General features: G+C 72.5%; 26 protein-coding genes. 8 read left to right on the plus strand and 18 right to left on the minus strand.

Annotated elements, in window-relative coordinates:
• The coding region (locus ACFOVU_RS13255; RefSeq protein ID WP_378533567.1) for an SDR family oxidoreductase at positions 1-135 on the plus strand (135 nt) is incomplete at its 5' end.
• A 63-nt stretch (positions 136-198) separates the two neighbouring features.
• Here ACFOVU_RS13255 and ACFOVU_RS13260 read toward each other — a convergent pair.
• Complete coding sequence (locus ACFOVU_RS13260) at positions 199-666, minus strand: SgcJ/EcaC family oxidoreductase (protein WP_378533351.1); 468 nt, start codon at positions 664-666, stop codon at positions 199-201.
• Between the two features lie 334 nt (positions 667-1,000).
• On the opposite strand from ACFOVU_RS13260, the gene ACFOVU_RS13265 reads away from it, so the two are divergent.
• Complete coding sequence (locus tag ACFOVU_RS13265; protein WP_378533353.1) at positions 1,001-1,276, plus strand: DUF1876 domain-containing protein; 276 nt, start codon at positions 1,001-1,003, stop codon at positions 1,274-1,276.
• A gap of 189 nt (positions 1,277-1,465) precedes the next feature.
• The gene (locus tag ACFOVU_RS13270) at positions 1,466-2,734 is read left to right on the plus strand and encodes an APC family permease (RefSeq protein WP_378533355.1); all 1,269 of its coding nucleotides are present in this window, start codon (positions 1,466-1,468) and stop codon (positions 2,732-2,734) included.
• 45 nt (positions 2,735-2,779) lie between these two features.
• Here the strand turns inward: ACFOVU_RS13270 and ACFOVU_RS13275 are convergent, their stop codons facing one another.
• The 5 genes from ACFOVU_RS13275 to ACFOVU_RS13295 all read right to left on the minus strand — a co-directional run bounded on the left by ACFOVU_RS13275 (position 2,780) and on the right by ACFOVU_RS13295 (position 8,136).
• The gene (locus ACFOVU_RS13275) at positions 2,780-3,655 is read right to left on the minus strand and encodes an NUDIX hydrolase (protein ID WP_378533357.1); all 876 of its coding nucleotides are present in this window, start codon (positions 3,653-3,655) and stop codon (positions 2,780-2,782) included.
• Positions 3,656-4,094: 439 nt separating this feature from the next.
• On the minus strand, positions 4,095-4,823 hold the full coding sequence (locus tag ACFOVU_RS13280; protein ID WP_378533569.1) for an HAD family hydrolase: 729 nt from the start codon (positions 4,821-4,823) through the stop codon (positions 4,095-4,097).
• A 231-nt stretch (positions 4,824-5,054) separates the two neighbouring features.
• Entirely contained in the window at positions 5,055-6,002 is a 948-nt protein-coding gene (locus ACFOVU_RS13285) for a VWA domain-containing protein (RefSeq protein ID WP_378533359.1), read from the minus strand.
• 76 nt (positions 6,003-6,078) lie between these two features.
• The gene (locus ACFOVU_RS13290) at positions 6,079-7,053 is read right to left on the minus strand and encodes a DUF58 domain-containing protein (RefSeq protein ID WP_378533361.1); all 975 of its coding nucleotides are present in this window, start codon (positions 7,051-7,053) and stop codon (positions 6,079-6,081) included.
• A gap of 6 nt (positions 7,054-7,059) precedes the next feature.
• Complete coding sequence (locus ACFOVU_RS13295) at positions 7,060-8,136, minus strand: AAA family ATPase (protein WP_378533363.1); 1,077 nt, start codon at positions 8,134-8,136, stop codon at positions 7,060-7,062.
• 153 nt (positions 8,137-8,289) lie between these two features.
• On the opposite strand from ACFOVU_RS13295, the gene ACFOVU_RS13300 reads away from it, so the two are divergent.
• From ACFOVU_RS13300 to ACFOVU_RS13310, 3 genes are all read left to right on the plus strand, one after another.
• Complete coding sequence (locus tag ACFOVU_RS13300; protein ID WP_378533365.1) at positions 8,290-9,048, plus strand: hypothetical protein; 759 nt, start codon at positions 8,290-8,292, stop codon at positions 9,046-9,048.
• 373 nt (positions 9,049-9,421) lie between these two features.
• Positions 9,422-10,651 carry an RNA-guided endonuclease InsQ/TnpB family protein gene (locus ACFOVU_RS13305; protein WP_378533367.1) on the plus strand — a complete coding sequence of 410 codons (1,230 nt, stop codon included), beginning with the start codon at positions 9,422-9,424 and terminating at the stop codon, positions 10,649-10,651.
• A gap of 186 nt (positions 10,652-10,837) precedes the next feature.
• Complete coding sequence (locus tag ACFOVU_RS13310; RefSeq protein WP_378533369.1) at positions 10,838-11,143, plus strand: 4a-hydroxytetrahydrobiopterin dehydratase; 306 nt, start codon at positions 10,838-10,840, stop codon at positions 11,141-11,143.
• A 1-nt stretch (position 11,144) separates the two neighbouring features.
• Here the strand turns inward: ACFOVU_RS13310 and ACFOVU_RS13315 are convergent, their stop codons facing one another.
• Complete coding sequence (locus ACFOVU_RS13315) at positions 11,145-12,764, minus strand: AMP-binding protein (RefSeq protein WP_378533370.1); 1,620 nt, start codon at positions 12,762-12,764, stop codon at positions 11,145-11,147.
• A 183-nt stretch (positions 12,765-12,947) separates the two neighbouring features.
• Here ACFOVU_RS13315 and ACFOVU_RS13320 point away from each other — a divergent pair, with 183 nt between their 5' ends.
• Positions 12,948-13,961, plus strand: a complete 1,014-nt coding sequence (locus ACFOVU_RS13320; protein WP_378533372.1) for an acyltransferase domain-containing protein — start codon at positions 12,948-12,950, stop codon at positions 13,959-13,961.
• Positions 13,962-14,035: 74 nt separating this feature from the next.
• On the opposite strand, the gene ACFOVU_RS13325 is transcribed toward ACFOVU_RS13320, so the two are convergent.
• From ACFOVU_RS13325 to ACFOVU_RS13350, 6 genes are all read right to left on the minus strand, one after another.
• A complete protein-coding gene (locus tag ACFOVU_RS13325) occupies positions 14,036-14,728 on the minus strand; it encodes an ATP-binding cassette domain-containing protein (protein WP_378533374.1) in 693 nt (230 codons plus the stop codon).
• Between the two features lies 1 nt (position 14,729).
• The gene (gene urtD / locus ACFOVU_RS13330) at positions 14,730-15,521 is read right to left on the minus strand and encodes an urea ABC transporter ATP-binding protein UrtD (RefSeq protein WP_378533376.1); all 792 of its coding nucleotides are present in this window, start codon (positions 15,519-15,521) and stop codon (positions 14,730-14,732) included.
• Positions 15,518-16,675, minus strand: coding sequence for an urea ABC transporter permease subunit UrtC (urtC, locus tag ACFOVU_RS13335; RefSeq protein WP_378533378.1), 1,158 nt, complete (start codon positions 16,673-16,675; stop codon positions 15,518-15,520). The genes urtD and urtC overlap by 4 nt, the downstream gene beginning before the upstream one ends.
• Positions 16,672-17,559 carry an urea ABC transporter permease subunit UrtB gene (gene urtB / locus ACFOVU_RS13340; RefSeq protein WP_378533380.1) on the minus strand — a complete coding sequence of 296 codons (888 nt, stop codon included), beginning with the start codon at positions 17,557-17,559 and terminating at the stop codon, positions 16,672-16,674. Before urtB ends, urtC begins: the two co-directional genes overlap by 4 nt.
• A gap of 122 nt (positions 17,560-17,681) precedes the next feature.
• The gene (gene urtA, locus ACFOVU_RS13345; RefSeq protein ID WP_378533570.1) at positions 17,682-18,899 is read right to left on the minus strand and encodes an urea ABC transporter substrate-binding protein; all 1,218 of its coding nucleotides are present in this window, start codon (positions 18,897-18,899) and stop codon (positions 17,682-17,684) included.
• 145 nt (positions 18,900-19,044) lie between these two features.
• The gene (locus tag ACFOVU_RS13350) at positions 19,045-19,242 is read right to left on the minus strand and encodes a hypothetical protein (RefSeq protein ID WP_378533382.1); all 198 of its coding nucleotides are present in this window, start codon (positions 19,240-19,242) and stop codon (positions 19,045-19,047) included.
• A 182-nt stretch (positions 19,243-19,424) separates the two neighbouring features.
• Here ACFOVU_RS13350 and ACFOVU_RS13355 point away from each other — a divergent pair, with 182 nt between their 5' ends.
• Positions 19,425-19,991: a hemerythrin domain-containing protein gene (locus ACFOVU_RS13355; protein WP_378533384.1), complete on the plus strand. Its 567-nt coding sequence runs from the start codon at positions 19,425-19,427 to the stop codon at positions 19,989-19,991.
• Between the two features lie 33 nt (positions 19,992-20,024).
• Here ACFOVU_RS13355 and ACFOVU_RS13360 read toward each other — a convergent pair whose 3' ends face one another.
• The 5 genes from ACFOVU_RS13360 to ACFOVU_RS13380 form a co-directional block, all read right to left on the minus strand.
• Positions 20,025-22,208, minus strand: coding sequence for a xanthine dehydrogenase family protein molybdopterin-binding subunit (locus ACFOVU_RS13360; RefSeq protein ID WP_378533386.1), 2,184 nt, complete (start codon positions 22,206-22,208; stop codon positions 20,025-20,027).
• On the minus strand, positions 22,205-23,287 hold the full coding sequence (locus ACFOVU_RS13365; protein ID WP_378533388.1) for an FAD binding domain-containing protein: 1,083 nt from the start codon (positions 23,285-23,287) through the stop codon (positions 22,205-22,207). Before ACFOVU_RS13365 ends, ACFOVU_RS13360 begins: the two co-directional genes overlap by 4 nt.
• Positions 23,284-23,871 carry a (2Fe-2S)-binding protein gene (locus ACFOVU_RS13370; protein WP_378533390.1) on the minus strand — a complete coding sequence of 196 codons (588 nt, stop codon included), beginning with the start codon at positions 23,869-23,871 and terminating at the stop codon, positions 23,284-23,286. Before ACFOVU_RS13370 ends, ACFOVU_RS13365 begins: the two co-directional genes overlap by 4 nt.
• A 73-nt stretch (positions 23,872-23,944) precedes the next feature.
• Positions 23,945-24,418 carry a nitroreductase/quinone reductase family protein gene (locus ACFOVU_RS13375; protein WP_378533392.1) on the minus strand — a complete coding sequence of 158 codons (474 nt, stop codon included), beginning with the start codon at positions 24,416-24,418 and terminating at the stop codon, positions 23,945-23,947.
• Positions 24,415-25,194 (minus strand): SDR family NAD(P)-dependent oxidoreductase, encoded by a 780-nt coding sequence (locus tag ACFOVU_RS13380; RefSeq protein ID WP_378533394.1) that lies wholly within the window; start codon positions 25,192-25,194, stop codon positions 24,415-24,417. Before ACFOVU_RS13380 ends, ACFOVU_RS13375 begins: the two co-directional genes overlap by 4 nt.
• Between the last annotated feature and the right edge of the window lie 194 nt (positions 25,195-25,388).

Genomic DNA, 25,388 nt, shown 5'->3' on the forward strand with positions numbered 1-25,388 from the left:
CCCGCGGGCCGCCTGGGCACCCCTGAGGACGTCGCCGCCGCCATCGCCTACCTCGCCTCCGACGAGGCCGCCTGGGTCACCGGACAGACCCACGCCCTGGACGGCGGCCGCGCCCTGGGCGCGGGGATCGGTTAGGGCCCCGCTGGGGTGCCGAAGATCCGCCGTGTCCCACCGAACCGCAGGGGACGGGTTCCGGATTCACCCGGCCGGGGCGAAGACGGGCCTGCCGTTCGCGCCCTCGCCGAGTTCGTCGTCGGGGGCGCCGGTGTTCTGGCAGGCGGTGAGCAGCCAGCGCCCGTCCTCCTTGGCCATGACCCACAACGGAGTGCCCACATCCGGCCCGTCCGGGGTCCGGTAGAACTGGCGCACCTTGACGGCGGCGACGTCGGGGCGGATGAACAGCACGTACTCCAGCTCGAACGTCACCGAGGTGTCCTGCATCGAGCCGGGAAGCGCCTGGTGGGTGAAGGCCGCGATCGCGTCGAGGCCGAAGAGGCGCTTGCCGCCGCCCGTCGTCCAGACCGCGTCGGTGCGGAACAGGCGGAGGAACTCATCGGGGAGCTCGCTGTTCTGGGCGTGCTCGACCGCGGCGATCACCTGCCTGATCGCGTCGATCTCCGCCTCGCGTGCGCCCGTGCCGGCGCTCGATTCGCTCGTGTCGCTCATAGGGAGCACTCTGGAACATCAAGCGGACTCGAGGTCAAGGCCGCGGACCGGCGCCCCGGCGGGGAAACGGACATATCCGCATTTCACCGGCCCCGCGTTGCATGCATCTCGCCCTCTGGGGAAGATGGGAGGGGAGCGGTGGATACGGACGCCACCAGGCCGCACGCCCGCCTCGGACGCGGTCCGGCGCCCCCGCCGCCCGGCCCGGCGGCCCGGCCACGGCCCGTGCACCAGGGCGTGGCGCCATGGACGCGGGACCCCGCATCTGGAGACTCCGGCCGGAAGCCGCCTTCCGGTGCCCGTCCGGACGACACCATCGCTGGAGGTGGGCTCGATGCACACCACGAAACGCTGGAACGTCGACATCCTGGTCTCCGAGGAGACCGAAGGCGACCGCTCGCGGACGATGGCCGAGGTCGGGCTCGACGCCGACGACGGAACCAGCCTGCGCGGCCACGGCATGGCCCAGAAGAACCCGATCGACAGCGACGTCCCCGAGATCGGCGACGAGCTCGCCGTCTCCCGGGCGCTGGCCGACCTCGCCCGCCAGCTGCGGCTCGCGGCGTCGGAGGACATTTCGGACAACACCTCGACCCCGTGGATGCCGTGAGGACCCATCCCCGAACAGGAGCCGGATGACCGCCCTGCCCCCGCGTCCGGCCGCCCGGCCGGCCGCGGAGTACCCTCCGCGGCCGATCCGCGCATCCTCCGGGCCCCGGCGGCCACGGCCGGTTGTGGACGCGTCGCAGCGGGCTGATGTTCACTGGGGCGTGATCATGCTGGGGCAGACTCGGCGACTATGACGACCTCTTCTGGTTCGCAGGCGCAACCGGCCCGCGTCCTGGGCACCGCTGACGCGGTCGCGATCGGCGCCGGCGCCATGATCGGCGCCGGTGTCTTCGTCGTGTTCGGCCCCGCTGCGGGCGAGGCCGGAGCCTGGATGCCGGTCGCCGTGCTGATCGCCGCCGTGGTGGCCTACTGCAACGCCACGTCGTCGGCGCGGCTGGCGGCCCGCCACCCGCAGTCCGGGGGCACCTACGTCTACGGCCGCGAGCGCCTGGGCGACCTGTGGGGCTACATCGCCGGATGGGCGTTCGTGGTCGGCAAGACCGCCTCGTGTGCCGCCATGGCGCTGACCTTCGGCGCCTACGTGCTCCCCGGCTGGGAGCGGCCCCTCGCCGTGGCCGCCGTTGTGGCGCTCACGGCCGTGAACCACCGCGGCGTGCGCATGTCGGCGTGGCTGTCCCGGATCCTGCTCGCGTGCGTCCTCGCCGTCCTGGCCGCGGTGGTGGCGGTGTCGCTGGGCGGCGGCGAGGCCGACCCGGCCGAAGTGGCGGTCTCCTCGCACTGGCCCGGGTTCTTCGGCCTGCTCGGCGCCGCAGGCATGCTCTTCTTCGCCTTCGCCGGCTACGCCCGCATCGCCACGCTCGGCGGCGAGGTCCGCGATCCCCGCACCACCATCCCGCGCGCCATCGCCATCACCCTCGCCGGGGTCTTCGCCGTGTACTTCCTGGTGGGGGTGGCGGTGCTGACGGTGCTGGGCCGCCGCACCCTGTCCCACAGCAGCGCGCCCCTCATCGACGCCGTGGTCGCCACCGGCTGGCCGCAGCTGGTCCCGGCCGTTGCGGCGGGGGCGGCCCTGGCCAGCCTGGGCGCGCTGCTCTCCCTGACCCTCGGGGTCTCGCGGACGGTTTCGGCGATGTCGGCCGACGGGCACCTCCCGCGCTACCTGGCGGGCATCCACGAGCGCACCGGGGTCCCCCAGCGCGCTGAGACCGCCGTCGCGGTCGTGGTGTGCGTGCTGGTCCTCGTCGCCGACCTGCGCGGCGCCATCGGCTTCTCCGCCTTCGGGGTGCTGGCCTACTACGCCATCACCAACGCCTCCGCACTGCGCCTGGGCCCCGAGGAGGACCGCCCCCCGCTGCTGGTGCCCGTGGTCGGGCTGGCGGGCTGCGTGGTGCTGGCGCTGAGCCTGCCGCTGCCCTCGGTGGTCTCCGGGGCCGCGGTCATCGCCATCGGGGCCGGTGTCTGGCTGGCGCGCCGTGCCGCGGCGCTGCGCCGCGGCTGACCCCGTACCCGGCGGCGCGGCGGGCACGGGGCCGGGCTCTTATGCCTAGGCCGGGGTCCCGGACCCCAGGGCGTCCAGCGCCCGCCGGGCGGTCAGCGACAGGCGGATGCCCGGCAGCTCCTCAGAGGTGAACCAGGCGCAGTCGGCCGTGGACCCCGCCGTCTCGGTCACCCGCAGTGGGCGCGGATGGGCGATGTGGGCGTGGAAGAAGACCCACACCGCGTAGATGTCGGCGGGTCTGCCCTCCGGACCCATCTGGCCGGGACGGGCGTGGTGGGCGATGCCGACCACCCCGCCCACACCGCCGTCCTGGCCGGTCTCCTCGAAGATCTCCCGGCGCAGCGCCGCTCGGGCGTCCTCGCCGTGGTCCACGCCGCCCCCGGGCAGGTGCCAGGTGCCCGCACCGGGGAACCCCTCGGCGATCCTGGCCAGCAGCAGCCGGCCCGCCGGGTCGGTGACCACCCCGTAGGACGCGAACCGCCGCAGCGACGGTGCGGCCCGCTCCGGCTCCTCGGCGAGCAGCTCGGCGGGCCCGGGGCGGCAGGGCAGGCCCGCGGCGCCCGGCGCCCGCGGAGCAGGGCCGGGCGTGCCCTCGGTGTAGAACACCCGGTCGATGTGCAGCTCCACCGGGCCCTCGCCGCCGGCCACGGTGGCGATGTCGGTGCGGACGTCCCAGGCGCTCACCTGCGCGTCGGCGGGCAGCCCGGCCGCGGCGCGGGCGGCCTCGTCCGGATCGCCGCCGAACAGCACCCGGCGGCCCGCCAGCGCGCCGTCGGCGGGCACGAGGGGGGTACGGCCGTCGGGCGCGAGGCGCACCACGTGGGCCGTCACCCGGCGCCCGGTGCGGGGGGCGTCCTTCCCGCCGCCGTGCGGGGGTGTGGCCTGAGGGCCGTGTGCCGTGGGGTCGAAGTCCTGGTCCATGGACCCAGTCTCCCGCCGCGCGCGGCGTTCCCGACCACCGGGGCGACGCGTACCAGGGCACAACGGGGAGAAGGGGGCACAGGTGGGGCAGGCCGTGGGGGATGCGTGAACGCTCGGGCACTGCCGGCCGCCGGGGCGCGGGGGCGGTCACCGGGAAGGCCTGTGGGCGGGGGCCAGGGCCCGCGGCCGGTCGCCGCCGATGGGGTCGGCGCCGAGCGCGAGGGGGTCCGGGGACCGTGCGGCCGTGGAGCGCGGGGCGCGCCCGCGGTGGCGCGGGGCGCGCCGCCTCCGGTTGGGGTGCGGTGCCCGGGGCCGTCGTTCCGGGTGGGTGACGGCCGGGTCCGCACGTGCCCGCGGTAGCGGGCCGTCCTCGCACCGGGCCGGAGGCAGGGGCGCCGGGTGGGGCAACGAGGATCCGCCGGATGGGGCTGCGGCGGGGTCAGAGTATCCCGGAGGTGGCGGGGACGCCGGCCAGGCGCAGCAGCTGCTCCAGCCCGGTGATGGTGGGGAGTTCGGTCTGGCCGGCGTTGACGCCGTGCCGGTCGATCAGGATGGGGCGCAGCCCGCCGGCGAGGGCCCCCAGCGCGTCGGCCCGCAGCTGGTCGCCCACGTGCCAGGCGTGCTGGGGGGCCACGCCCAGGCGCTGGCAGGCGATGTGGAAGATCCGGGCGTCGGGCTTGCCGGCGCCCGCGCTGTCGGCGCACACCACCACCGGGAAGTGCTGGATGATGTCGAGCGTGGCCAGCTTCTCGTGCTGGAGCGCCTCGATGCCGTTGGTGATGACCCCCAACCGGATCCCGGCCGTCGCGATCGCGTTGAGCGCGGGGACGACGTCGTCGAACGTCCGCCAGGCGCTGCGGTGCGCGGCCAGGTAGCGCTGGTAGAGGTCGTCGCAGTGCTCGTCGGCGACCGTGGAGTGCCCCGCCTGGGTGGCCAGGGCCCGCACGCGCTCGCGGCGCTGCTCGGTCAGGGTCAGGCGCCCGGCGATGTAGGCGCCGAAGGAGAGGTCGGTCTGCACGTCCCAGAGGCGGCGGGCCGCCGGGAAGTCGGGGTGGCCCAGCAGGTCCATGAGCGCGTGCAGCCCGGCGGTGCTCGCCGCCTGGTCGTCCAGGAGGGTGTCGTCGAGGTCGAAGAAGATCGCCGCGGGCGCGGCGGAGATATCCGGCATGGTCATTTTTCCAACTCCCGTCAACAGGGCAAACAGCGACACGGTACCGGGCGAACAGCGGAAATGCGGCATCGGGGGCCATCCGCCGCGCCGTCGGCGGCCCTGTGCGGGCCGACGCGACCGAGTCGTCCAGGTTTACGCTATGCCCTGCGGGGAAGGAAAAACCGCCGCGCCGCGCCGGTCGGCGCGGAGCAGCGGTCTGTAGAAGCCTACAAACCTGGCCGGAACAGGTCAGGGCAGCCGCTGGAACCAGGCCAGCGAGGTCACGGCGGTGGCCGTGCCCAGCACCAGGGCCGCCAGCACGAACCAGTGGACGATCTCCTGGTCGACGGTCTCGCTGCCCAGCGAGGAGCCGATGTCGGCGTAGACGTCGCTCAGCTCGCCCTCGGACTCCGCCTCGTAGAAGTGCCCGCCGGTGCCGTCGGCCAGCCGCTCCAGCGCCTCCTTGTCGATGTCGGCCTCGACCGGCTCGCCGTTGATCTCGATGATCGCCGCACCGGTGCCGAAGGCGATCGTCGACACCGGGACCTCGGTGTCGCCCGCCTCGCGGCTGGCCGCCGTGATGGGCCGCCCGCTGGTGTTCTCCCCGTCCGACAGCAGCACCACCGCCGAGGGCGGCGGGTTCTCGCCCGCCTCCTCGTCGAAGGAGGTGATCGACTGGAGCGAGGTGAACACGCCCTCGCCGATCGCCGTGCCCGGCGACATCTGGAGGTTCTCGATGGAGTCGACCACGGCGCGGTGGTCCTGGGTGGGGGAGGACACCACGCTCGCCGCCGAGGAGAATGCGACCAGCCCCACATTGAACCGGTCGGGAAGGGACTCCACGAACCCCTGCGCCGACTCCTTGGCGGCGCTCAGCCGGTCGGGCGCCACATCGGTGGCGGCCATCGACGGCGACACGTCCATGGCGATGATGATCGTGGCGCGCTCACGCGGCACCTCCACCGGCATCGCCGGCCGCGCCATGGCGGCGATCAGCACCACCAGCATCAGGCAGAACAGCGAGGCGGGCACGTGGCGGCGCCACTCGGGCCGGCGCGGCGCCACATGGTCCAGCAGCGCCAGATTGGTGAACCGCAGCGTGTAGTCCTTGCGGCGGTATTGCAGCAGGACGTAGGCGGCGACGAGGGCGGCGAAGGGCAGCAGCAGCCACAGCCAGCCAAGGGACAGGAAGCTCACCCGTGGTCCTTTCCGCGTGGGTCGTGCAGGGGGCTGTGGGTCGGTGGGGTGCCCGCGCCGGGGCGGGCGTGGCGGGTCAGCGCGGGACCGCCGGTGTGTGCCGGGCGAGCCGGTGGGCCGTGCGCCGCTGCTCGACCACGAACCGGGCCATGTCCACGATCCAGTCCCGGTCGGTGCGCAGTACGAGGTGCGGGACACCGCACCGGCGCAGCCCCGCCTGGACGGCGGATCGCTGCGCCAGGGCGGCCTGCCGGTAGTCGTTGCGCACCCGGGGCGTGAGCGCGACCTCGCGCACCCGCCCGGACTCCGGGTCCTGCATCGTGACCAATCCTATGTCGGGGAGATCGAGCTCACGGGGGTCGATGACCTCGATCGCGATCACCTGGTGGCGGGTCGTGAGGCTGCGCAGGGGCCGCTCCCACGGCGCCGGCTCGGCGGCCGACGCGCCCGGCGGCGTGTCCAGGAAGTCGGAGATCACCACCCGCAGGCCCCGCCGCGCGCGGGTACGCGCCAGGTCGTCCAGGGCGTCGGCGAGCGTGGCCCCCTCGCCGCCGCCGGGATCGGTGCGCGGCGCCGCCGCCACCGTGGCCAGCAGCGACAGCAGCGCCGCCTTGCCCGAGCGCGCCGGCCACCTGCGGATACGGCCCCGGTGCAGGAAGTGCGCGCCGAAGCGGTCGCCGACCCGCTGGGTGAGGACGTTCACGGCCGCCAGCGCGCCGATGGCGATGTCGCGCTTCTCCTGCCGGCCGGTGCCGAAGTCCATGCTCGCCGACAGGTCCAGCAGGGTCCAGCTCTCCAGCTCGCGGTCGGCCACCAGGTCGCGCACGTGCGGGTGGGTGGTGCGCGCGGTCACCGCCCAGTCCATCAGCCGGACGTCGTCCTCGCCGGCCTGGTAGAGCCGGGCCTCGGCGGGCTCGCTGCCCGGGCCCAGGCGCAGGCCCAGGTGCTCGCCGTGCAGCAGCCCCTCCAGGCGGCGCACCACGCGCAGGTCGAGGTGGTGCAGGGCGGAGTGCAGGCGCGGGTCGAGTCCGCGCGAGGCCGGCGTGCGCATCGCGGGCTACCTGGCGGCCATCGCGGTCTGCTCGCCGCTGGCGGGATCGTCCCAGATCACCCGGGGCGGAGGGACGGCGGCCAGGACCCGGTCGACGATCTGGGTGGTGGTGACGCCGTCGGCCAGCGCGTCGAAGGACAGCACCAGCCGGTGGGCCATCACATCGCGCGCCAGCACGCGCACGTCCTCGGGCAGCACGTAGTCGCGACCCCGGATCAGCGCGAGCGCCCGCGATGCGGCCACCAGGCCCAGCGTCGCACGCGGGCTCGCCCCGACCTCCAGCACCCGGCGCAGCTCGGGCACGCCGTAGTTCTCGGGCTCGCGGGTGGCCATGACCAGCCGCACCACGTAGTCGGCGATGAGCTGGTGCACGTGCACGCGCTCGGCGTCGTGCTGGAGCTCGCGCAGCGTCACCGGGTCGAGGATCTGGTGGGCCTCGGGCGGCGTGGCGCTCATCCGCCGCAGGATCTCCATCTCCTCGTGCGCGCGCGGGTGCGGCACCACGACCTTCATCAGGAACCGGTCGCGCTGGGCCTCGGGCAGCGGGTAGACGCCCTCGGACTCCACCGGGTTCTGGGTGGCGATCACCACGAAGGGGTCGGGCAGCCGGTAGGTGGTGCCGCCCAGCGACACCTGCTTCTCGGCCATGACCTCCAGCAGCGAGGACTGGACCTTGGCCGGCGCCCGGTTGATCTCGTCGGCCAGGACGAAGTTGGCGAACACCGGGCCCAGCTCGACGTCGAACTGCTCGGTGGAGGGGTGGTAGATGCGCGTGCCCACGATGTCGGAGGGCACGAGGTCGGGTGTGAACTGCACCCGGGCGAACGACCCGCCGGTGACCTTGGCCAGGGTCGAGACGGCGAGGGTCTTGGCGATCCCCGGCACGCCCTCGAGCAGGCAGTGCCCGCGGGCGATCAGCGCCACCATCGTGCGCTCGACCATCTGGTCCTGGCCCACGATGACGGTGGAGACCTCCTGCATGGCGGCGCGCAGGAGGCGCGTGGGCTCGCCCGCGCCACCGGGCGCGGCGGCCCGATGCTCGCGGCCGTCGTCGCCTCCGGGCGCGGAGTCGTTTTCCGGCATGAGTCCACCCTTTCACCGAACGGTGCCGCCCCCACGGTGCCGCCGCCGGGTACGTTGGTCACGCATCGGTGATGCTACCCGTTCGAACCGTATGCGACCGGTCAATGCGGGACCGATCGGTGGCCGTGGCACAGGGGCAAGAGGAGGGCGAGAGTGCCGCTAGAGGACGCCGACCCACGTCAGCTCGGGGCCTTCAGGCTCGGCGACCGGGTCAGCACCACGCCCGAAGGTGTGGTGTACAGCGCGCGCGACTCCCGCGGGCGCCCCGTGAGCGTCGCGATGCTCAGCGCCGGCGCGGCGGCCGACCCCGCCGCGCGCGACCGGTTCATCGCGGCCGTGCACAAGGGCGTCGGCGTGTCGGGGTCGCCCAAGGTGCTGGCGTCCAACACCAGCGGCTCGACCGCCTCCTGGGTGGCCGTGAGCGGCGGCGGGGACCGGGCGGGCGCGTTCCTGGCGCCGGTGGGCGTCGGCGCCGCAGCCGCCACCGGAGGACCCTCCTATGCCCCCTACTGGGCCACGGGATCCCAGCCCCCCGCCACGGCCCGCTGGTCGTGGGCCGGCCGCGGGGGCGGTGCCGCGGGCTCGACCGAGACCGGCCCCACGTGGCGGGTGGTCGTGGCGCTGCTGCTGGTGCTGGCGTTGTTCATCGCGATCCTGATGATGCTGTTCATGTGGCTGTCGGGGCTGAACCAGCAGGCGAGCCCGCCGCCGGTGCCGCCGCCCAGCCCGTCGCCCTCGCCGTCCCCCTCGCCGGAGTCGGCGTCGCCCTCGCCTTCGCCGTCGGACGGCTCCAGCCCCACCAACGACCCGTCGTCCTCGCCCAGCATCGAGCCGTCCAGCGACATCCCCACCATCGAGCTCGACGAGGACGAGTACACCGACTTCCCGGCCGAGCCCAGCAACCAGGCCTGATGCGCTCCCGGAGGGGGCGGCGGAAAACGGTGTGACGGCGGGGGCCCGCATCGCGATGCTGGGCCCATGAGCGATCCCCGGGACCCCATCGTCGCGGGCCACCACCCCGACCTTCACCAAGTAACGGGAGGATGCCCCGGTCTTCAGGCTGGGGAGGAATCCGGCTTCCCGCGTAGCGGGGCCAGAGGTGGGCCGGATCGCCCGGGCGATCCGGTGTCCACCCTGGCGGCGTGGAGGCCGACCTCGAACGTGTACACCGGCGCGGAGCCAGAAGACAGCCGCTCGGACGGTGCGTGGGCGCGTCCAGTCACGGAGGCGGCCGGGCAGCCGAAAGCCGGAGCATTCTCACTCATCGTGGTGCTAGCATCACCGCATGTCGACGCCGGAGGGGACCGAGGACGCCGGGTATGCCCGGTGGACGTTCCGGCTGCGCGTGTCTTCCACTGCCCGCACGGCCCTTCTCGCCGAGTGGGACCGGTGCCGGTGGACCTGGAATGAGTGCGTGGCCAAATCCCAGCAGGTCCATGCCTGGAACACCTACCGGCCCGACGGCGCGGACAAGCAGACGTGCGGCCCGGCCCAGCTCGACAGGATGCTCACCCAGGCCCGGAGAGTGGCGCCGTGGCTGCGTGAGGGTTCCTCGGTACCGCAGCAGCAGATCATCCGCGACTTCGGGAAGTCGAAGGCCAAGGCGCTCAAGGACATCCGGGAACGGTTGCCGATGCACCGCCGGGCGGGGATGCCCCGGTACAAGAAGAAGCGCGAGGCGTCGGCGAGCCTGAACTACACCCGGCGCGGGTTCCGCCTCATCGACGGCTACCTGCACTTGGCGGGCGGGATCGTGCTGAGAGTGGTGTGGTCGCGCGACCTGCCCGCCGGCCCCTCCTCGGTGCGCGTCTACCAGGACGGCATCGGCCACTGGTACGCGAGCTTCGTCGTCCCCGCTGAGATCCACCCGCTGCCCGCCACCGGCCGGGTGATCGGCATCGACTGGGGCGTGAGGGAGACCGCGACCACCACCTCCGGCGCCCACGACCTCCCCCACGCCCGGCACGGCGCGAAGGCCCAGGCCAAGCTGTCCCGCTACGACCGGATGATGGCCCGCCGCAAGCCCGCGAAGGGGCGGGCCGTTTCGCGGGGCTACCGCAAGGCGAAGAAGCGGCGGGCCAGGACCTACGCGAAGATCGCCCGGCGGCGTCAGGACACGGCCCGCAAGTGGGCCAAGCGCGTGGTCCGAGACCACGACGCCCTTGCGGTGGAGGACTTCCGCCCGAAGTTCCTCGCCAGGACCACTATGGCCCGCAAGGCGGCCGATGCGGCGATCGGCGCCACCAAGCGGGCGCTGGTGGAGATGGGCCGCAAGCACGGCCGGGCCGTGTACCTGGTGCACCCGGCCCACACGACGATGGACTGCGGACAGTGCGGAGCGAGAGCCAAGCACGCACTGCCGCTGTCGGAACGCACCTACACGTGCACCGCGTGCGGATCCGTGTCCCCCCGGGACAGGAACTCCGCCCGCGTGATGCTCCTCCGGGCTGGTCTCACCCCGGCTGGTGCCGAGGGCGTAAGACCTCCGGGAGCGCCGCTCCCGGAGGCGGCCTGAGCCAGGAATCCCCCTTGTTCATGAGGGGGAGGATTCAACGGCCAGGTGATCAACACCGAGGGCGGGTTCGCGCGCTGGCGCGCCGGGGCACACGAGGGGTGACGGCGGCCGGACGGTAGTCCCGCCGATGCGGGGTAGCCACCCTAGGAGACGGCCACGGGTACCGAGGGGGCGAGGGAGGCCACCATGACGTTGCTCGACGAACAGCAGATCACCGAGGGCCTGGAACGGCTGGACGGCTGGGAATGGGACCGCGAGCGCGCCGAGATCCGCAAGACCGTGGAGCTGCCCGACTTCATGGGCGGTGTCCACCTGGTCACCGCGGTCGCCTACGCCGCCGAGGAGGCCGACCACCACCCCGACATCGACATCCGCTACACCAAGGTCACCTTCCACCAGACCACGCACGTCGCCGGCGGGGTCACGCTCGCCGACTTCGAGCTGGCGGCGCGGATCGACGAACTCATCGACGCCGCGATCCCCCGCGAATGAGCTAGCGCGGGGAACGCAGCCGGGAGCGGCGGATCTTGCCCGAGGGGGTCTTGGGCAGCTGCTCGGCGAAGGTGATCCGGCGGGGGTAGGCGTGGGCCGAGAAGCGGGTGCGCACGATGTCGCGCAGGTCGTCGGCGAGGGCGTCGTCGCCCCGCCAGCCGTCGTTGAGCACCACCGTGGCGGCGACCACCTGGCCGCGCAGGTCGTCGGGGACCCCGTAGACCGCGGTCTCGGCGACCGCGGGGTGCTCCAGCAGCGCGGACTCGACGTCGAAGGGGCCGATCCGGTACCCCGACATCAGGATGGCGTCGTCGTCGCGTGAGGAGAAGTAGAGGTAGCCGTCGCGGTCGCGGCTGCCGGTGTCGCCGGTGAGGAACCAGTGGCCGTCGGGGGTGAAGCGGGCGGCGGTGGCGGCCGGGCTGGCGAGGTAGCCCGTGAACCACATGGCCGGGCTGCCCTTGACGTCCACGGCCACGCGGCCGAACCCGCCGGGCGGGGCCTCGTGGTCGGCGACCTGGTCCAGGACGGTCACCGACCAGCCGGGCAGGGCGGTCCCCAGCGACGCCGGGCGCAGGTCGGTGGCGACGGAGTCGTGGTTGTGGTGGCCCACGCACATGCCCAGCTCGCTCTGGCCGTAGTGGTCGCGCACCGGCACGCCGAAGCGGTCGGTGGCCCAGTCGACGACGTCGGCGCCCAGCGGCTCCCCGGCGCTGGAGAGGCGGCGGACCGCGATCTCGGGCGGCAGCGTCTTCACGGTGGCGCGCAGCGACCGGAAGACGGTGGGGGAGGCGGCGAGGTTGGTGACGCCGTAGGTGGCGAGCACGTCGACTGTGAGTTCGGGGTCGAACCCGGCGCGCAGCTGGAGGGTGCGCTGCCCGGCCAGCAGCGGGGAGATCAGGCCGTGGTAGAGGCCGTAGGCCCAGCCGGGGTCGGCGGTGTTCCAGTAGACGTCGTCGTCGCGGACGTCGAGGCCGTAGCGGTGGTAGGAGTGCAGGGCGGCCAGCGCGCGCACGGGAACGGGGACTCCCTTGGGCGGTCCGGCGGTGCCCGAGGTGTGCAGCAGGACGAAGGGGGCGTCGCCGCCGACGGCGGCCGCCGGCCGCTCGTCCGGGCCGGAGGCGGCCAGCGATGCGAGGGTGTGGTCGCCCTCGTGCAGCGGGGCCGCGCCGGTGGTGGCGATGTGCCAGAGCGGCTCGGCGGGCATGTCGCGGCCGGGCTCCAGCTTGGGGCGCTGGTCGTCGTCGCAGACGATCAGGCGGGCGGCCGGGTGCAGCAGGCGGTGGGCGATGGCCGAGGGCGCGAAGGCGGTGAACAGGGGGACGTGCACCGCGCCCAGGCGCCAGATGGCCATGGCGGTGACGGCGAGGTCGATGCCCTTGCCCAGCAGGGTGGCGACGTGGTCGCCGGCGCCGATGCCCAGCCCCGCCATCCCGGCGGCCACCCGGGTGGAGCGCTCGGCGAGTTCGCCGTAGGTGAGGTCGCGCGGCAGCAGATCGGGGCCGATCTCGGTGACCGCGACGGCGTCGGCGGGGTGGCGGTCGCAGAGCAGCCGGGCCACCGATGCGGTGGGCGAGCCATAGGTGGCGAGCCAGTCGCGTATCTGCTGCGCCGGTTCGGGCATCGGTGGTCGTCCTCTTTTCGGTGGAGTGCGGTTTGGTAGCGCCCGTACCAGAATATGCCCCGCGATGTGAACTCGCCCTCACCGTATGGCGACGGCGGTCTCACCGACCGTGATCGTCGCCCGTTCCCGGGCGGAGGGTGTGCCGGACGCTTCGGCCCCCGCGGGGCGGGCGAAGATATGGGCATGGACGCTGCTGCTGTGGTCGACCGGTTGGGTCTGGACGAGTCCGTGCGCGGGTGGCTGGAAGAGGCCGCCGCGCTGCCGTTGCCGGAGGGGGGTGTGCCGCTGCCCGGCAGGGCGGGGGCGGCCGCGGCGCTGGCGCCGTTCGCGCCGGCCGAGCGCGACGCCGCGGAGCTGCTGGAGGCCTGGCCCGACCCCACCTGGCCCCTGGAGGCGTGGTGGCTGCTGGAGCGCATGTACGCGCGCGTGGCCGCCGACATCGCCGCAGACCGCCGGGAATGGCGCGCCTGGCCCAATCTCGTCGCCGCCGAGGACGTGCGGGCGCGCTGTGCCGTGGTCTACGCGCTGGCCGCCGCCGTCCCACTGCTGGACGCCGTCTACGACCGCCACGGCATACCGCCGCAGGTGCGTTCGGCCACCCTCGGCGACATCGGGCGCCACATCGGCCATACCCGCGCCATGTTCGGCCGGCTGGGCCTGGAGACCGCCACGTGGGCGGCGCTGCACTTCCGCGCCGGCCTCTTCGAGCTGGGGCGGCTGCAATACGAGCCCGCGACCCTGTTCACGGCGGGCGCGGTCACCTGGTACGGCCCCGGCGAGGCCGCCGGCCTGGGGCCGGAACTGGCCGAGGGCGCGCCTGCGCTGCGGCTGCACATCCCCGCCGACGGCCCGCTGGACCCCCCGAGCGTCCAGCGCTCGCTGGACGCGGCCCGCGGATTCTTCCGCTCCTGCTTCGCAGCCGACTACCCGGTGGCGACCTGCACGTCGTGGCTGCTGGACCCGCAACTGGCCGACCACCTGCCCCCCTCCTCCAACATCCTCGCCTTCCAGCGCAGGTTCACCCTCGTGGAGGCGGACGCGCCCGGCGACGCCGACGTCTTCCGGTTCGTGTTCCGCATGCCCGAGGTCGACCCCGAAAGGGCCCCCACCCGCACCACGCTGGAGCGCGCCGCGGCCGGCCACGTGCGCTCGGGCGGCTCCTGGCGGGTGCGCACGGGGTGGCTCCGGCTCGCCTGACCGGCGGCCGCCGCTGTCGGTGCCGGCTCCGACCGGCGCCGACAGCGGAGGACGCGCCCGCCGGGCCGCGCGCATCAGATCGCGAGCAGCCGCTGCGCGCCCGCTGTGTCCAGCTCCGCGCGCGGCCCCGCGTGGATCACCCGGCCGGCGTCCAGCACCGTGATGCTGTCGGCCAGCCGCAGCGCCACGTCGAGGTACTGCTCGACGAGCAGCACGGCCACCCCGTCGCCGGCGATGGCGGCGATGGCCTCCTCGATCTCGGCCACGATGGAGGGCTGGATGCCCTCGGTGGGTTCGTCCAGGATGAGCAGGGCGGGCCGGGCGACCAGGGCGCGGGCGATCGCGAGCTGCTGGGCCTGTCCTCCCGAGAGCAGCCCCGCCCGGCGCTCCAGCAGCGGGGCCAGCCTCGGGAACAGCTCCAGCGTCCGGTCGATCGCCTCGGGCCGTGCCCGCCCGGCCGCCTCGCGCGCGACCTGGAGGTTCTGGAGCACCGTGAGCGGGGCGAAGGACGCGTGCCCCTGCGGCGCGTAGCCCATACCGGCGCGCACCCGCGCATGGGCGGGCGCGCGGGTGACATCGGCGCCGTCGAAGGAGATCCGGCCCGCGGTCGCGGGGATCAGGCCCGCGACGGTGTTGAGCAGCGTGCTCTTGCCCACCCCGTTGCGCCCCATCACGCAGGTGACGCTCCCCGGCTCGGCGGTGAGGCCGACATCGAAGAGCACTTGGGCGCGGCCGTAGCCCGAGCACAGGCCCTGGACGGTCAGCATGTCAGCGTCCCTCCTCGTTCGCGGCGGCGGCCACCGGGCCGGCGGCGCCGGATCCGGCGCCACCGCGGCCCAGGTAGACCTCCTGCACCCGCGGGTCGGCCTGTACTTCGGCGACGGTGCCCTCGGTGAGGACGCGGCCCTCGTGCAGCACGGTGACGTCGCGCGCATAGCGGCGCAGAAAGTCCATGTCGTGCTCGACGACGATGACGGTGCGGTCGGCGGCGATCTCGGTGAGCAGTTCGCCGGTCCGCTGCCGCTCGTCGGCGTTCATGCCGGCCACCGGCTCGTCCAGCAGGAGCAGCCGCGGGTCCTGGGCCAGCAGCATGGCGATCTCCAGCCATTGCCGCCGGCCGTGGGAGAGGGTGCCGGCGCGGTGGTCGGCCAAGGCGGCGAGGCCCACACGGTCCAGGACGGCGGCGACGGGACCGCTCAGGCCGCGCCTGCGGCGCAGCAGCCCGATGGGGTTCATCCGGAACGACGCCGCGAGGTCGACGTTGTCGGCGACGGTCAGCTCCTCGAAGACCACGGCGGTCTGGAAGGTGCGGCCGATGCCGGCGCGCACCACGCGGTGCTCCCCGCGCCGCGTCAGCCGTCGGCCCGCGAAGGTGACGGTGCCGGAGGTGGGCCGGGTGCGGCCGGTGACGACGTCGATGAGGGTGGTCTTGCCCGCCCCGTTGGGGCCGATGAGGAAGCGCAGCTCCCCCTCGCCGACGGTCAGGTCGATGCCGTCGAGCGCGGTGAAGTCGCCGAAGACGACGCGGATGCCGGACAGTTCCAGGAGTGGGGTGCTCATCTGGTCCCTTCGGTGGCCGGGGAGGTCGGGGACGCGGGTGCCGCGGGTGCCGGGGAGGGCGCGGCCGGCCACCGGGCGCGCAGGCGCTCGGCGGCCGCGCGGGCGATGCCCGCCAGCCCTCCGGGCGCGAGCGCGATCACCAGGACGAACAGCGCGCCCTGGAGGTAGAGCCAGCCGCCCGCGAACGCCTCGGAGAACGTGGTCTGCGCGGCGTTCACCAGCACGGCGCCGGCCGCGGCCCCGGCCAGGCTGTACCGGCCGCCGATCGCCACGGCCAGCACCAGCATCAGCGAGGGGACCACCCCCAGCAGGGAGGGCGAGATGATGCCCATGACCGGCACGAACAGCGCCCCGCCCACGCCCGCGGCCATGGCCGACAGGGTGTAGGTGACGGTTTTGATCCAGGTCGGGTCGTAGCCGAGGAACCGCACCCGGTCCTCGCCGTCGCGCACGGCGATCAGCAGCGCCCCGTAGCGGCTGCGGGCGACCTGGCGGAACAGCAGGTACACCCCTGCCAGGGCGAGGACCGTGAGCACGTAGAGGCCCTGCTGCGCCTCAGGGCGGTAGAGGTCGATCCCCGCGAAGACCGGGAAGTCGGTCAGCCCGTTGGAGCCGCCGGTCAGGTGCTGGCGGCCGATGAGCAGGATGACGAATGCCGCGGCCAGCGCCTGGTTGAGGATCGCGAAGTAGGCGCCGCGCACACGCTGGCGGAAAACCGCCCAGCCCAGCAGCGCCGCGACGGCCCCCGGAACGAGGACCGCGGCGGCCAGGGCGAACACCGGGTCGGCGAAGGGCCGCCAGAAGAGGGGCAGCTCGGTCAGCCCGCTCCAGGACATGAACTGCGGCAGCGCGCCGGGATCGAGCGGATCGGCCGCGGAGTTGGCCAGGGTGAGGTGCATGGCCATGGCGTAGCCGCCCAGGCCGAAGTAGACGCCATGGCCCAGGGTGAGCATGCCGCCGCGCCCCCACGCCAGCGCGATGCCCACGGCGACGATCGCGTAGCACAGGTACTGGGCGAGCAGGTTGAGCCGGAACGGCTGCATCACCAGCGGCAGGACCAGGACGGCGGTGAGGAGCAGGACGGTGAACACCGCCGGGCCGCCCAGCCGCGCGAGGAGTCGGGCCGGGGCGGGGGCGGAAGGTGAAGACGTCACGTCAGGGCCCTCGTTCTCACGGTGAACAGTCCTTGCGGGCGCATCTGGAGGAAGGCGATGATCGCGGCGAAGACGACGACCTTGGCGAGGCTGGCGTCGCTCCAGAACTCCACGAGCGCGTTGAGCAGGCCAAGGGCGAACGCGGCGATCACGGTTCCGCGCAGCTGGCCCAGCCCGCCGATGACGACCACGAGGAACGCGTCGACGATGTAGTTGGTGCCCAGGGTGGGCCCTGTTGGCCCGATGAGGGTGAGCGCCACCCCGGCGATCCCGGCCAGGCCCGAGCCGATGAAGAAGGTGGCGGCGTCCACACGGCGGGTCGCGATGCCCGAAACCGCGGCGAGGTCGCGGTTGTGGATGACGGCCCGCATCTGCCGCCCCGGCCGGCTGCGGTTGAGGTAGTAGGCGATGGCGGCCACGCAGGCGATCGCCAGGGCGAGGATGAACAGCCGCGAATAGTGCAGCCGCACCCCGGCCAGGGTGATCCCGCCCGTCAGCCAGGCGGGCGCGGGAACGTCCACATTGGGTGCGCCGAACACGTCGCGCGCCAGCTGCTGGAGGACCAGCCCGATGCCGAAGGTGAGCAGCAGCGTGTCCAGAGGGCGGCCGTAGAAGTGCCGGATCACCCCCAGTTCGAGCAGCCAGCCCAGGGTCCCGGCGATCGCGAAGGCGGCGGGCAGGGCGATCACGAGCGAGGTCGAGGCCGGCAGGTGCACCCACGCCTGGAGCACGTAGGCGGTGTAGGCGCCCACCATGATGAATTCGCCGTGGGCCATGTTGACCACGCCCATCTGGCCGAACGTGAAGTTCAGGCCCAGTGCGGCGAGCAGCAGCACGGCGCCGATCGCCAGCCCGATCGGCAATTGGTTGACTATCGCGTCCATCGCATCTCTCTTGCCTTCCCGGGCGCCGGCCGGGAGGGCCGGGCACCCGGGGCGGGGGCGGGCAGGCGGACGCCGTTGTCCGTGCAGTGGGGAAGGGGGCGGGGGAGAGGGCGGAGAGGGCGTCAGCCGCCGCTGCCCGACAGGTCCTGCGCCCAGTCGTAGCCCTCCAGGAAGGGGTCGGGGGCGATCGGCTCGCCGGAGTCCCAGACCTGCTCGATCATGCCGTCCTCGCCGATCTCGCCGATCCGGGCGGTCTTGACCACGTGCTGGGTGGCGCCGTCGATGCTGATGTCGCCCTCGGGGGCCGCCAGCTCGATCCCATCCAGGGCGGCGCGCACGTCGTCGACCTCGAAGCCGCCCGCCTTCTCCACGGCCTCGGCCCACAGGTACACGGCGTTGTAGGCCGACTGCATCGGGTCGGAGGTGACCCGGTCCTCGCCGTTGGCCTCCTGGAACGCGGACACGAACCCCTCGTTGGCGGGGGTGTCGGTGGTCTGGTAGTAGTTCCACGCCACGAGGTGGCCGGCGATGTTCTCGGCGCCGATGCCCTCGATCTCCTCTTCGGCCACGCTGACCGACAGCACGGGGGTGTCCTCGGCGCTCACCCCGGCCGAGCGCAGCTGCTGGAAGAAGCTGACGTTGGAGTCGCCGTTGAGGGTGTTGAACACGGCATCGGGCTCGGAATCGGCGATCCTGCCGGTGATCGTCGAGTACTCGGTGTGGCCCAGCGGGGTGTAGTCCTCGGCGACGATCTCCATGTCGTTGGCCTCGGCATAGGCCGTGATGATCTGGTTGGCGGTGCGCGGGAAGACGTAGTCGCTGCCCACCAGGTAGATCGAGGTGTGGCCCTGCTCCTTGAGGTAGTCCAGGGCCGGGACGATCTGCTGGTTGGTCGTGGCCCCCGTGTAGACGATGTTCTCGGACGCCTCCAGGCCCTCGTACTGCACCGGGTACCACAGCAGGCCGTTGTTGCGCTCGAAGACGGGGAGCATGGCCTTGCGCGACGCCGAGGTCCACCCGCCGAAGACCGTGGCCACCTGATCGGACTGGAGCAGCTTCTGGGCCTTCTCGGCGAACACCGCCTCGTCGGAGGCGCCGTCCTCGATCACGGGTTCGATCTGCCGGCCGAGCACGCCGCCGTCGGCGTTGATCTCGTCGATGGCGAGCTGGACGGCGTCGCGGACCGTCACCTCACTGATGGCCATGGTCCCCGAGAGGGAGTGGAGCATGCCGACCCTGACGGTGTCGTCGGTGACCCCGCCCGGACCGGCGGACCCGCACGCGGTGGCCGTGAGGGCCAGGGCGGCGAGTGCGGATGTGAGGGCGGCGCCGGCGCGCATTGAGCCCACGCGCGTCCACCTCCTTGGTGTTGTGTTTCATCTGGGGATACCAAGGGGGAGTCTCGCGCCGACCTGTTTCCCTACCGGTCTCGTCCGGTTACGCAGCCGTTTCCGGATGGTTCGGCGTGTGAACGGAGGTGGTCCGTTATTCGTCGGCGCGCGGGCCGTCGTCGTGCTCGTCGACGGCCGACCAGCCCGCGGTGGTGATGCGCCCCCCGCCGGCGCAGTCGGGACAGCGCCGCGGCACGACCATTTCCCCGGCGAGGTCGCCCCCGGCGTAGCCGACGACATTGACCCGCAGCCCGCTGCCCTGGCACGCGGGACACACGATCACGATCTCCATCCCCGCAGGATAGGCGCCGGGGCCGCGCGGGACGGGGAATCCGGACGGATGGGGCGCTTCGAGCCGGGCGCGGACGCTCCGGGACGCCTCGGGGTGTGTGATCCCCCGCCCGGGCGGGTAGCGGGAGGGTTCCGCCACGCCGCGTGGCGGTGCCCGGCGTCCGCCCAGGGGGAGGCAAGGTCATGGCCCGCAACCTCATCACGCTGATCACCCGGGACCACCGCGAGCTGGAGAAGATGTTCGGCCCGTTGGGGCGGGCCCCCGAGAAGCGCGAGCGCCTCGTGCGCGAGGTGGCCGCGCGGTTCGTCGCGCACGGCAACGCGGCCGAGGAGTACCTGTACCCGGTGGCCGAGCACGAGGCGGGGGAGACCGACGGCGTCCGCGGCTGCGCCGCCGAGCACCACAAGGCCGAAGAGATCCTGGAGCGGCTGTCGGCCACCGACTGCGGCTCCCCGCTGTTCGACGACCGCCTGCACGAGCTGGTCGACGTGGTGCGCCGCCATGTCCGCCAGGAGGAGGACGAGATCCTGCCCGCCCTGGCCAAGGCGGTCAGCACCGAACGGCTGGAGGAGCTGGGTGCGGCCTTCGACCGCATGCGCCAGGAGGAGGTCCGCCGCATCCTGTCGGCGGGCAAGGCCCCGCTGACCCGCGACGAGCTCTACGAGCAGGCGGAGAAGATGGGCATCGAGGGCCGCTCCCACATGAACCGCGAAGAGCTCGCCGAATCCCTCCAGCGCCGCAAGGGGTAGCCGGCACGGGAACCCCGGCCGGGGCGACGGCGCTCAGGACACCCTGTTGGGAACCGCGGTGAGTGCAGCGGACATTCGATCCGGGAGGGCGGGGAGGTCCCTGACCCGGATCCCCGTGGCGTTGAAGACGGCGTTGGTGATGGCGGCGGTTACTCCGACGATGCCGATCTCTCCGACTCCCTTGCCTCCGACCGGACCGACCTGCAGGTCGGTCTCCTCTAGGAAGAAGGCGTCGATGTCGGGGATGTCGGCGTGTGCGGGCACGTGGTAGGAGGCCAGGTCCTGTGTCACCCAGCCGCCCAGGGTGGTGTCCGGTTCGGCGGCTTCGGTGAGGGCCATGCCCAGGCCCATGATCATCGCACCGACGACCTGCGAGCGCGCGGTCGCGTGGTTGATGATCCGCCCGCTGGCGAACACGCCGAGAAGGCGGTCCACGAAGACCTCCCCCGTGTAACGGTTGACCCGCACCTGCGCGAATTGCGCGCCGTAGCTCTGGCGGGAGTGTTGCGGGGGCAGCATCGCCTCCTCCGCGGTATCCACCGTGACTCGCAGACCCGCCGGCGGGATCGACTCTCGCGCCAGGGCACTCTTCACCTGCAGGGCCGCCTGGTGAATGGCCCATCCCCACGACCCGGTGCCCATGGAGCCTCCTGCAAACGGGGCGAGGCCTCGCGATGACCGTCCCATCTTCAGCTGGACGCTCTCCATCGAGACGCCGAGAGCTTCTGCTGCCAACTGGTGGAGCACGGTGCGTGAGCCGGTCCCGATGTCGGCGGCGCCGATCTCGACTTCGAAGTCGGTATGCGACCTGGCCACGATCGTCGCGGTCGAGGGGAACAGCAGCACGGGGTAGATGGCGGACGCGACACCCATGCCGTAGCACCAGTCGCTGTCGTGACGTGCTCCGGGTCGGGGATCGCGGTCGGACCACCCGAACCGTTCGGCACCCGTGCGCAGGCAGCGAACCAGCGACCGGCTGCTGAACGGGAGGCCGGACTCGGGGTCCACCTCGGGTTCGTTGCGGATCCGCAGCTCGACGGGGTCGTGACCGAGCTCGTGGGCAAGCTCGTCCATCGCGGACTCCAGGGCGAAGAGGCCGGGGGCTTCCCCCGGTGCCCTGACCCAGCCCGGAGTCGGGACGTCGAGCTGGACGACTCTGCTGACCGTCAGGCTGTGCGGGGCGTCGTAGAGGATCCGGGACATGCTGACGGTCTGGTCCACGTACGGGAGCAGTCGCGAACTTTGACCGGTCACCTCGTGAACGATGCTGATGATGGTGCCGTCCCGCTCGGCTCCCAGCCTGACTCGTTGCGCCGAGCGACTCCGGTGAGTCGTGAGAGTCGACGACTGCGGGCGGTTGAGGGCCACCTTCACCGGCCTGCCGACGAGCCGGGACGCCATCGCGGCCAGCATGGCCGGTGGGCGGGGGGCGGCCTTCGAGCCGAAACCGCCGCCGACGTACTCGGCCACCACCTCGACGTGATCGGTGGCGAGGCCGAAGAGCGCAGCGAACGTGACGGCGGTCCAGGACGGCCCCTGGTCGGAGCTGTACAGGGTCAGCCGGTCCGCTGCCTCCCACTGGGCGGTGGCGGCGTGCGGTTCCATCGGTTGCGCGAACTGTGCGGAGGTGGTGTAGGTCTGATCGACCTGGACGGGTGCGTCGGCCAGCGCCTGTAGCGGTGTGCCGCGCTCGACGCGGCCGGGGCTGAGGTCGTTGGTCATCTCCGGGACGATGCTCCGGGCATCGTCCGGGACCGCGGTCAGCTCAGGCTCCTCCGCGGCGTAGACGACATCGACCAGGGACGCGGCCTCACGTGCCGATTCGAGGGTCTCGGCGATGACGGCGGCAACGATCTGGCCCCGGAAGTGCACCCGGTCGTCCTGCATCAGGAGCAGGTCGGGCAGTGCGCCCGCGTGGGCCATCGCGATCTTCCCCTTGGCATCGAGCCGTGGCGCGTTCTGCGAGGTGAGCACCTCTAGGACCCTCGGGACCCTGTGCGCGGCCGCCGTCTCCACCGAGACGATGCGGCCCCGCGAGATCGTCGCCTGGACCGGCCACGCGTACACGGCGCCGGGGAGGTCATATTCGACGGCGTAGCGGGCGCGTCCGGAGACCTTGTCGGGTGCGTCGAGGCGCCTTGGTGCTTCCCCGGCCGTGCCCGGCGACGTGGCAGGTCTGCCCACGGCGGGGGCGGGGGCCGCGTGGTCGGCGCTCATCCGGCGGCTCCTTCGGGTCCTTCCGCCGGTGCCGGCGGGGTGTGGGGGGGCTCTGCTGGGCCAGGTACGTCGTGGGCTTGGTCGGGGGCGTTTTCGCCGCGGCCTGCCAGGAGGTCCCGGACGGTGGCCAAGCCGACTGCTTTGGCCATCTCGACCTTGAAGGCGTTGCCGGGCAGTGGTGTGGCGGCGGCGAACTCGGCGTTCAGCGCCGCGCGCACGAGCTCGTCCGTGAGCACGTGTCCCCGGAGGCGCTCTTCGGCCGTGCGTGCGCGCCACGGCCTGGGTGCGACACTGCCGAACGCGAGTCGCACGGTGCTCCCGTCGGGCCCCGCGGTGACCGCGGCGGCCACGCTGACGAGGGCGAAGGCGTAGGACTGCCGGTCGCGTACCTTGCGGTAGGCGGACCGATGCGGTCCCGGGTCAGGCAGGTAGACGGCGGTCACGAGCTCCCCGGGTGCCAGGACCGTGTCGCGTTCGGGTCGGTCCCCAGGCAGCCGGTGGAGTTCGCCGACGGGGAGTCTCGTCGCCCGGCCATCGGTGTGGTGGACCTCGACTTCGGCGTCGTACATGGCCAAGGCGACGGCCATGTCGCCGGGGTGAGTGGCGATGCAGGTTCCGGACCCGCCGATGACGGACAGCTCTCTGTGTGCGCCCGCCAGGGCAGGACAGCCGGTGCCGGGTTCGCGTTTGTTGCAGGGGCGGGTCACGTCCTGGAAGTAGGTGCAGCGAGTTCGTTGCAGCAGGTTGCCACCGACGGTGGCGGCGTTGCGGATCTGGCCCGAGGCGCCGGCCAGTAGGGCTGCGGCGAGCGCTGGGTGGCGGCCCCTGATGGTGCGGTGCCCTGCGAGGACGGCATTGCCGACCCCGGCGCCGATGCGGGTCGTGCCGTCGGGGAGGGTCTCGATCTCACGGGGGAGGGCGTCGGTGACGTCGATGAGGTGCGATGCCTCGAGCACGCCGAGCTTCAGCAGGTCGGTGACGTTGGTCCCCCCGGCGACGAAGTGGGCGCCGTCACGGTCTGCGAAGAGGTCGACGGCGTGGGCCGGCGTCCGGGCTCGGACGTAAGTGAACGGTTTCACTGCGACTGGTCTCCCGTCTCGGTCTCGACCTGGGTGGGCGGCGCCGACGTGTCACCGGTGGGAAGGACTGCCCGGACGGCGTCAACGATGCGCGGGTAGGCGCCGCAGCGGCACAAATTCCCGCTGAGGCGCTCGGCGATCTCGGCACGGGAGAGCGTGCCGGGGTCGACGTCGTGCGCGAGTCCAGAGGTGACGCGGCTGGGCCACCCCCGTCCCGCCTCGCGGAGGGCCCCCACGGCCGAACACACCTGACCTGGGGTGCAGTAGCCGCACTGCAGCGCGTCGTGTGCCACGAAGCTGTCCTGTAGGGCGCTCAACCGACCCTGGGGTCCGCACAGACCCTCGACGGTGGTGACTTCCTCGTTGGTCAGAGTGACCGCGAGCCGCAGGCAGCTCAGGGCGCGTTCACCGTCCAGGAGCACCGTGCAGGCCCCGCACTGGCCGTGGTCGCAACCCTTCTTGGTACCGGTCAGCGCGAGCTGTTCACGCAGGAGGTCGAGCAGGGTCGTGCGGTTGTCGACATCCACCTCGCGCAACTGGCCGTTGATGGTCAGGCGCAGGTGGGTCGTTGTCTCAGAGGGCATGTGGCGCCTCGCTTCGATGTCGGTTGTGGGGTGTGGCGAGTGCGTAGAGCAGTGCCGCTACCCAGGGCGACGTTCACGGCCGGGGGAAGGTGATACGCATCAACCTGCTGGCCGCCCAGTCTTCAAGCCGGGTCGGCCGGATGGTGCCGGGGTCGTGGGGCTGGTTGAGGTCAGCGACGATCTCTGACAGCACCGCCTGACGTTCGGCCGGGTCGGTCACGGGCGTGGCCTGAGCAGCGAGGTCCGCACGGACCCCGTTCTTCAGGTGGAAGGTGAAGCCGGGGTTGGCGAGGAGGTTCGCATGCCAGTCGGTCGCGGCCCCGCCGGCGCCGCTGCACAGGTAGGTCCTTCCGGCGGCTCGGTAGAAGAAGATCTCGATGCGGCGCGGTCTGCCCGTGCGGCGTCCCCGGGTCGTGATGTCGATGATCCGTTCGCGCGTCCCTGCGGCGGGGGTGATCTCGATGGCTCGCCGGATGCGTTCGGGGAGGTGCGACAACGACTCGTCTCGTGGGGAGTCGTTCGATCCAGCCGGGTCCTGGGTACTCACACGGGCTCGCTCTGAAGAGCGGGACCGAGCAGAAGACCACCGTCGATGACGTACTCCGACCCCGTTATAAACGCCGCTGCCGAGGAGCTAAGGAACAGGAGTAGCCGGGTGACGTCGGCCGGCTCCCCGAGCCGGGGGATGGCGAACGGCTCAGGCGAGTAGAAGTCGGCGATCGCTGCTGTGGCGCCGGCCGCCGGCTCGTTGATGAACGGCGTTGCGATCACACCGGGATGGATCGTGTTCACGCGGATACCGTCGCGGCCGAGCTCGAGAGCTGCGGTGCGGGTGAGCCCTCGCACGGCCCACTTGCTGGCGACATAGGGTGCGTAGTGGGCCGTGCCGCCGATGCTCATGGTCGAGGCGATGTTGACGATGGACCCTCCCGCAGCACGGCGCAAGGCGGGTGCGGCCACCTTCATGCCGAGGAAGGTGCCGGTGAGGTTGATGTCCAGAATGCGCGACCAGATCGCTTGGTCAGTGTGCTCGATCGGTGCCGGCGGATTTTGCACACCTGCGTTGTTCACCAGCACGTTCAGGCCGCCAAAGGTGTCCTCGGCAGCGCGGATCGCAGCAGACCATGACGTCTCGTCAGTGACGTCGAGTTTCGTGAAGTGAGCACGGGCGCCGAGCTCCTCGGCGAGCGCCGCACCGCGGTCGGCGTCGATGTCGCCGATCACCACGTTCGCGCCCTCGGCATGGAACGCGCGTACGTGGCTCGCGCCCTGACCGCCAGTTCCGCCGGTAACAAGCGCGGTCTGGCTTCTGAAGCGGGTCATGAAGCGTCCTTCACTAGGTAGGCAGACCGGACGAGATCGCTGACGACCTCGGAACCAGTGGTGAGTCGAGTGGCTCACCACTCGTCGAGAATAAGTTGCCGATTAGTGGCGAGTCAAGCCACTCACCTCACATGATCGGTTCATGAGCAGTGTTGTGCCCACGTACCACCGGCGCGTTGCCAAGGAGAAGCGCG

Origin of the sequence: Nocardiopsis sediminis, from assembly GCF_042650565.1 — a bacterium.
Classification (GTDB): Bacteria; Actinomycetota; Actinomycetes; order Streptosporangiales; family Streptosporangiaceae; genus Nocardiopsis_B; species Nocardiopsis_B sediminis.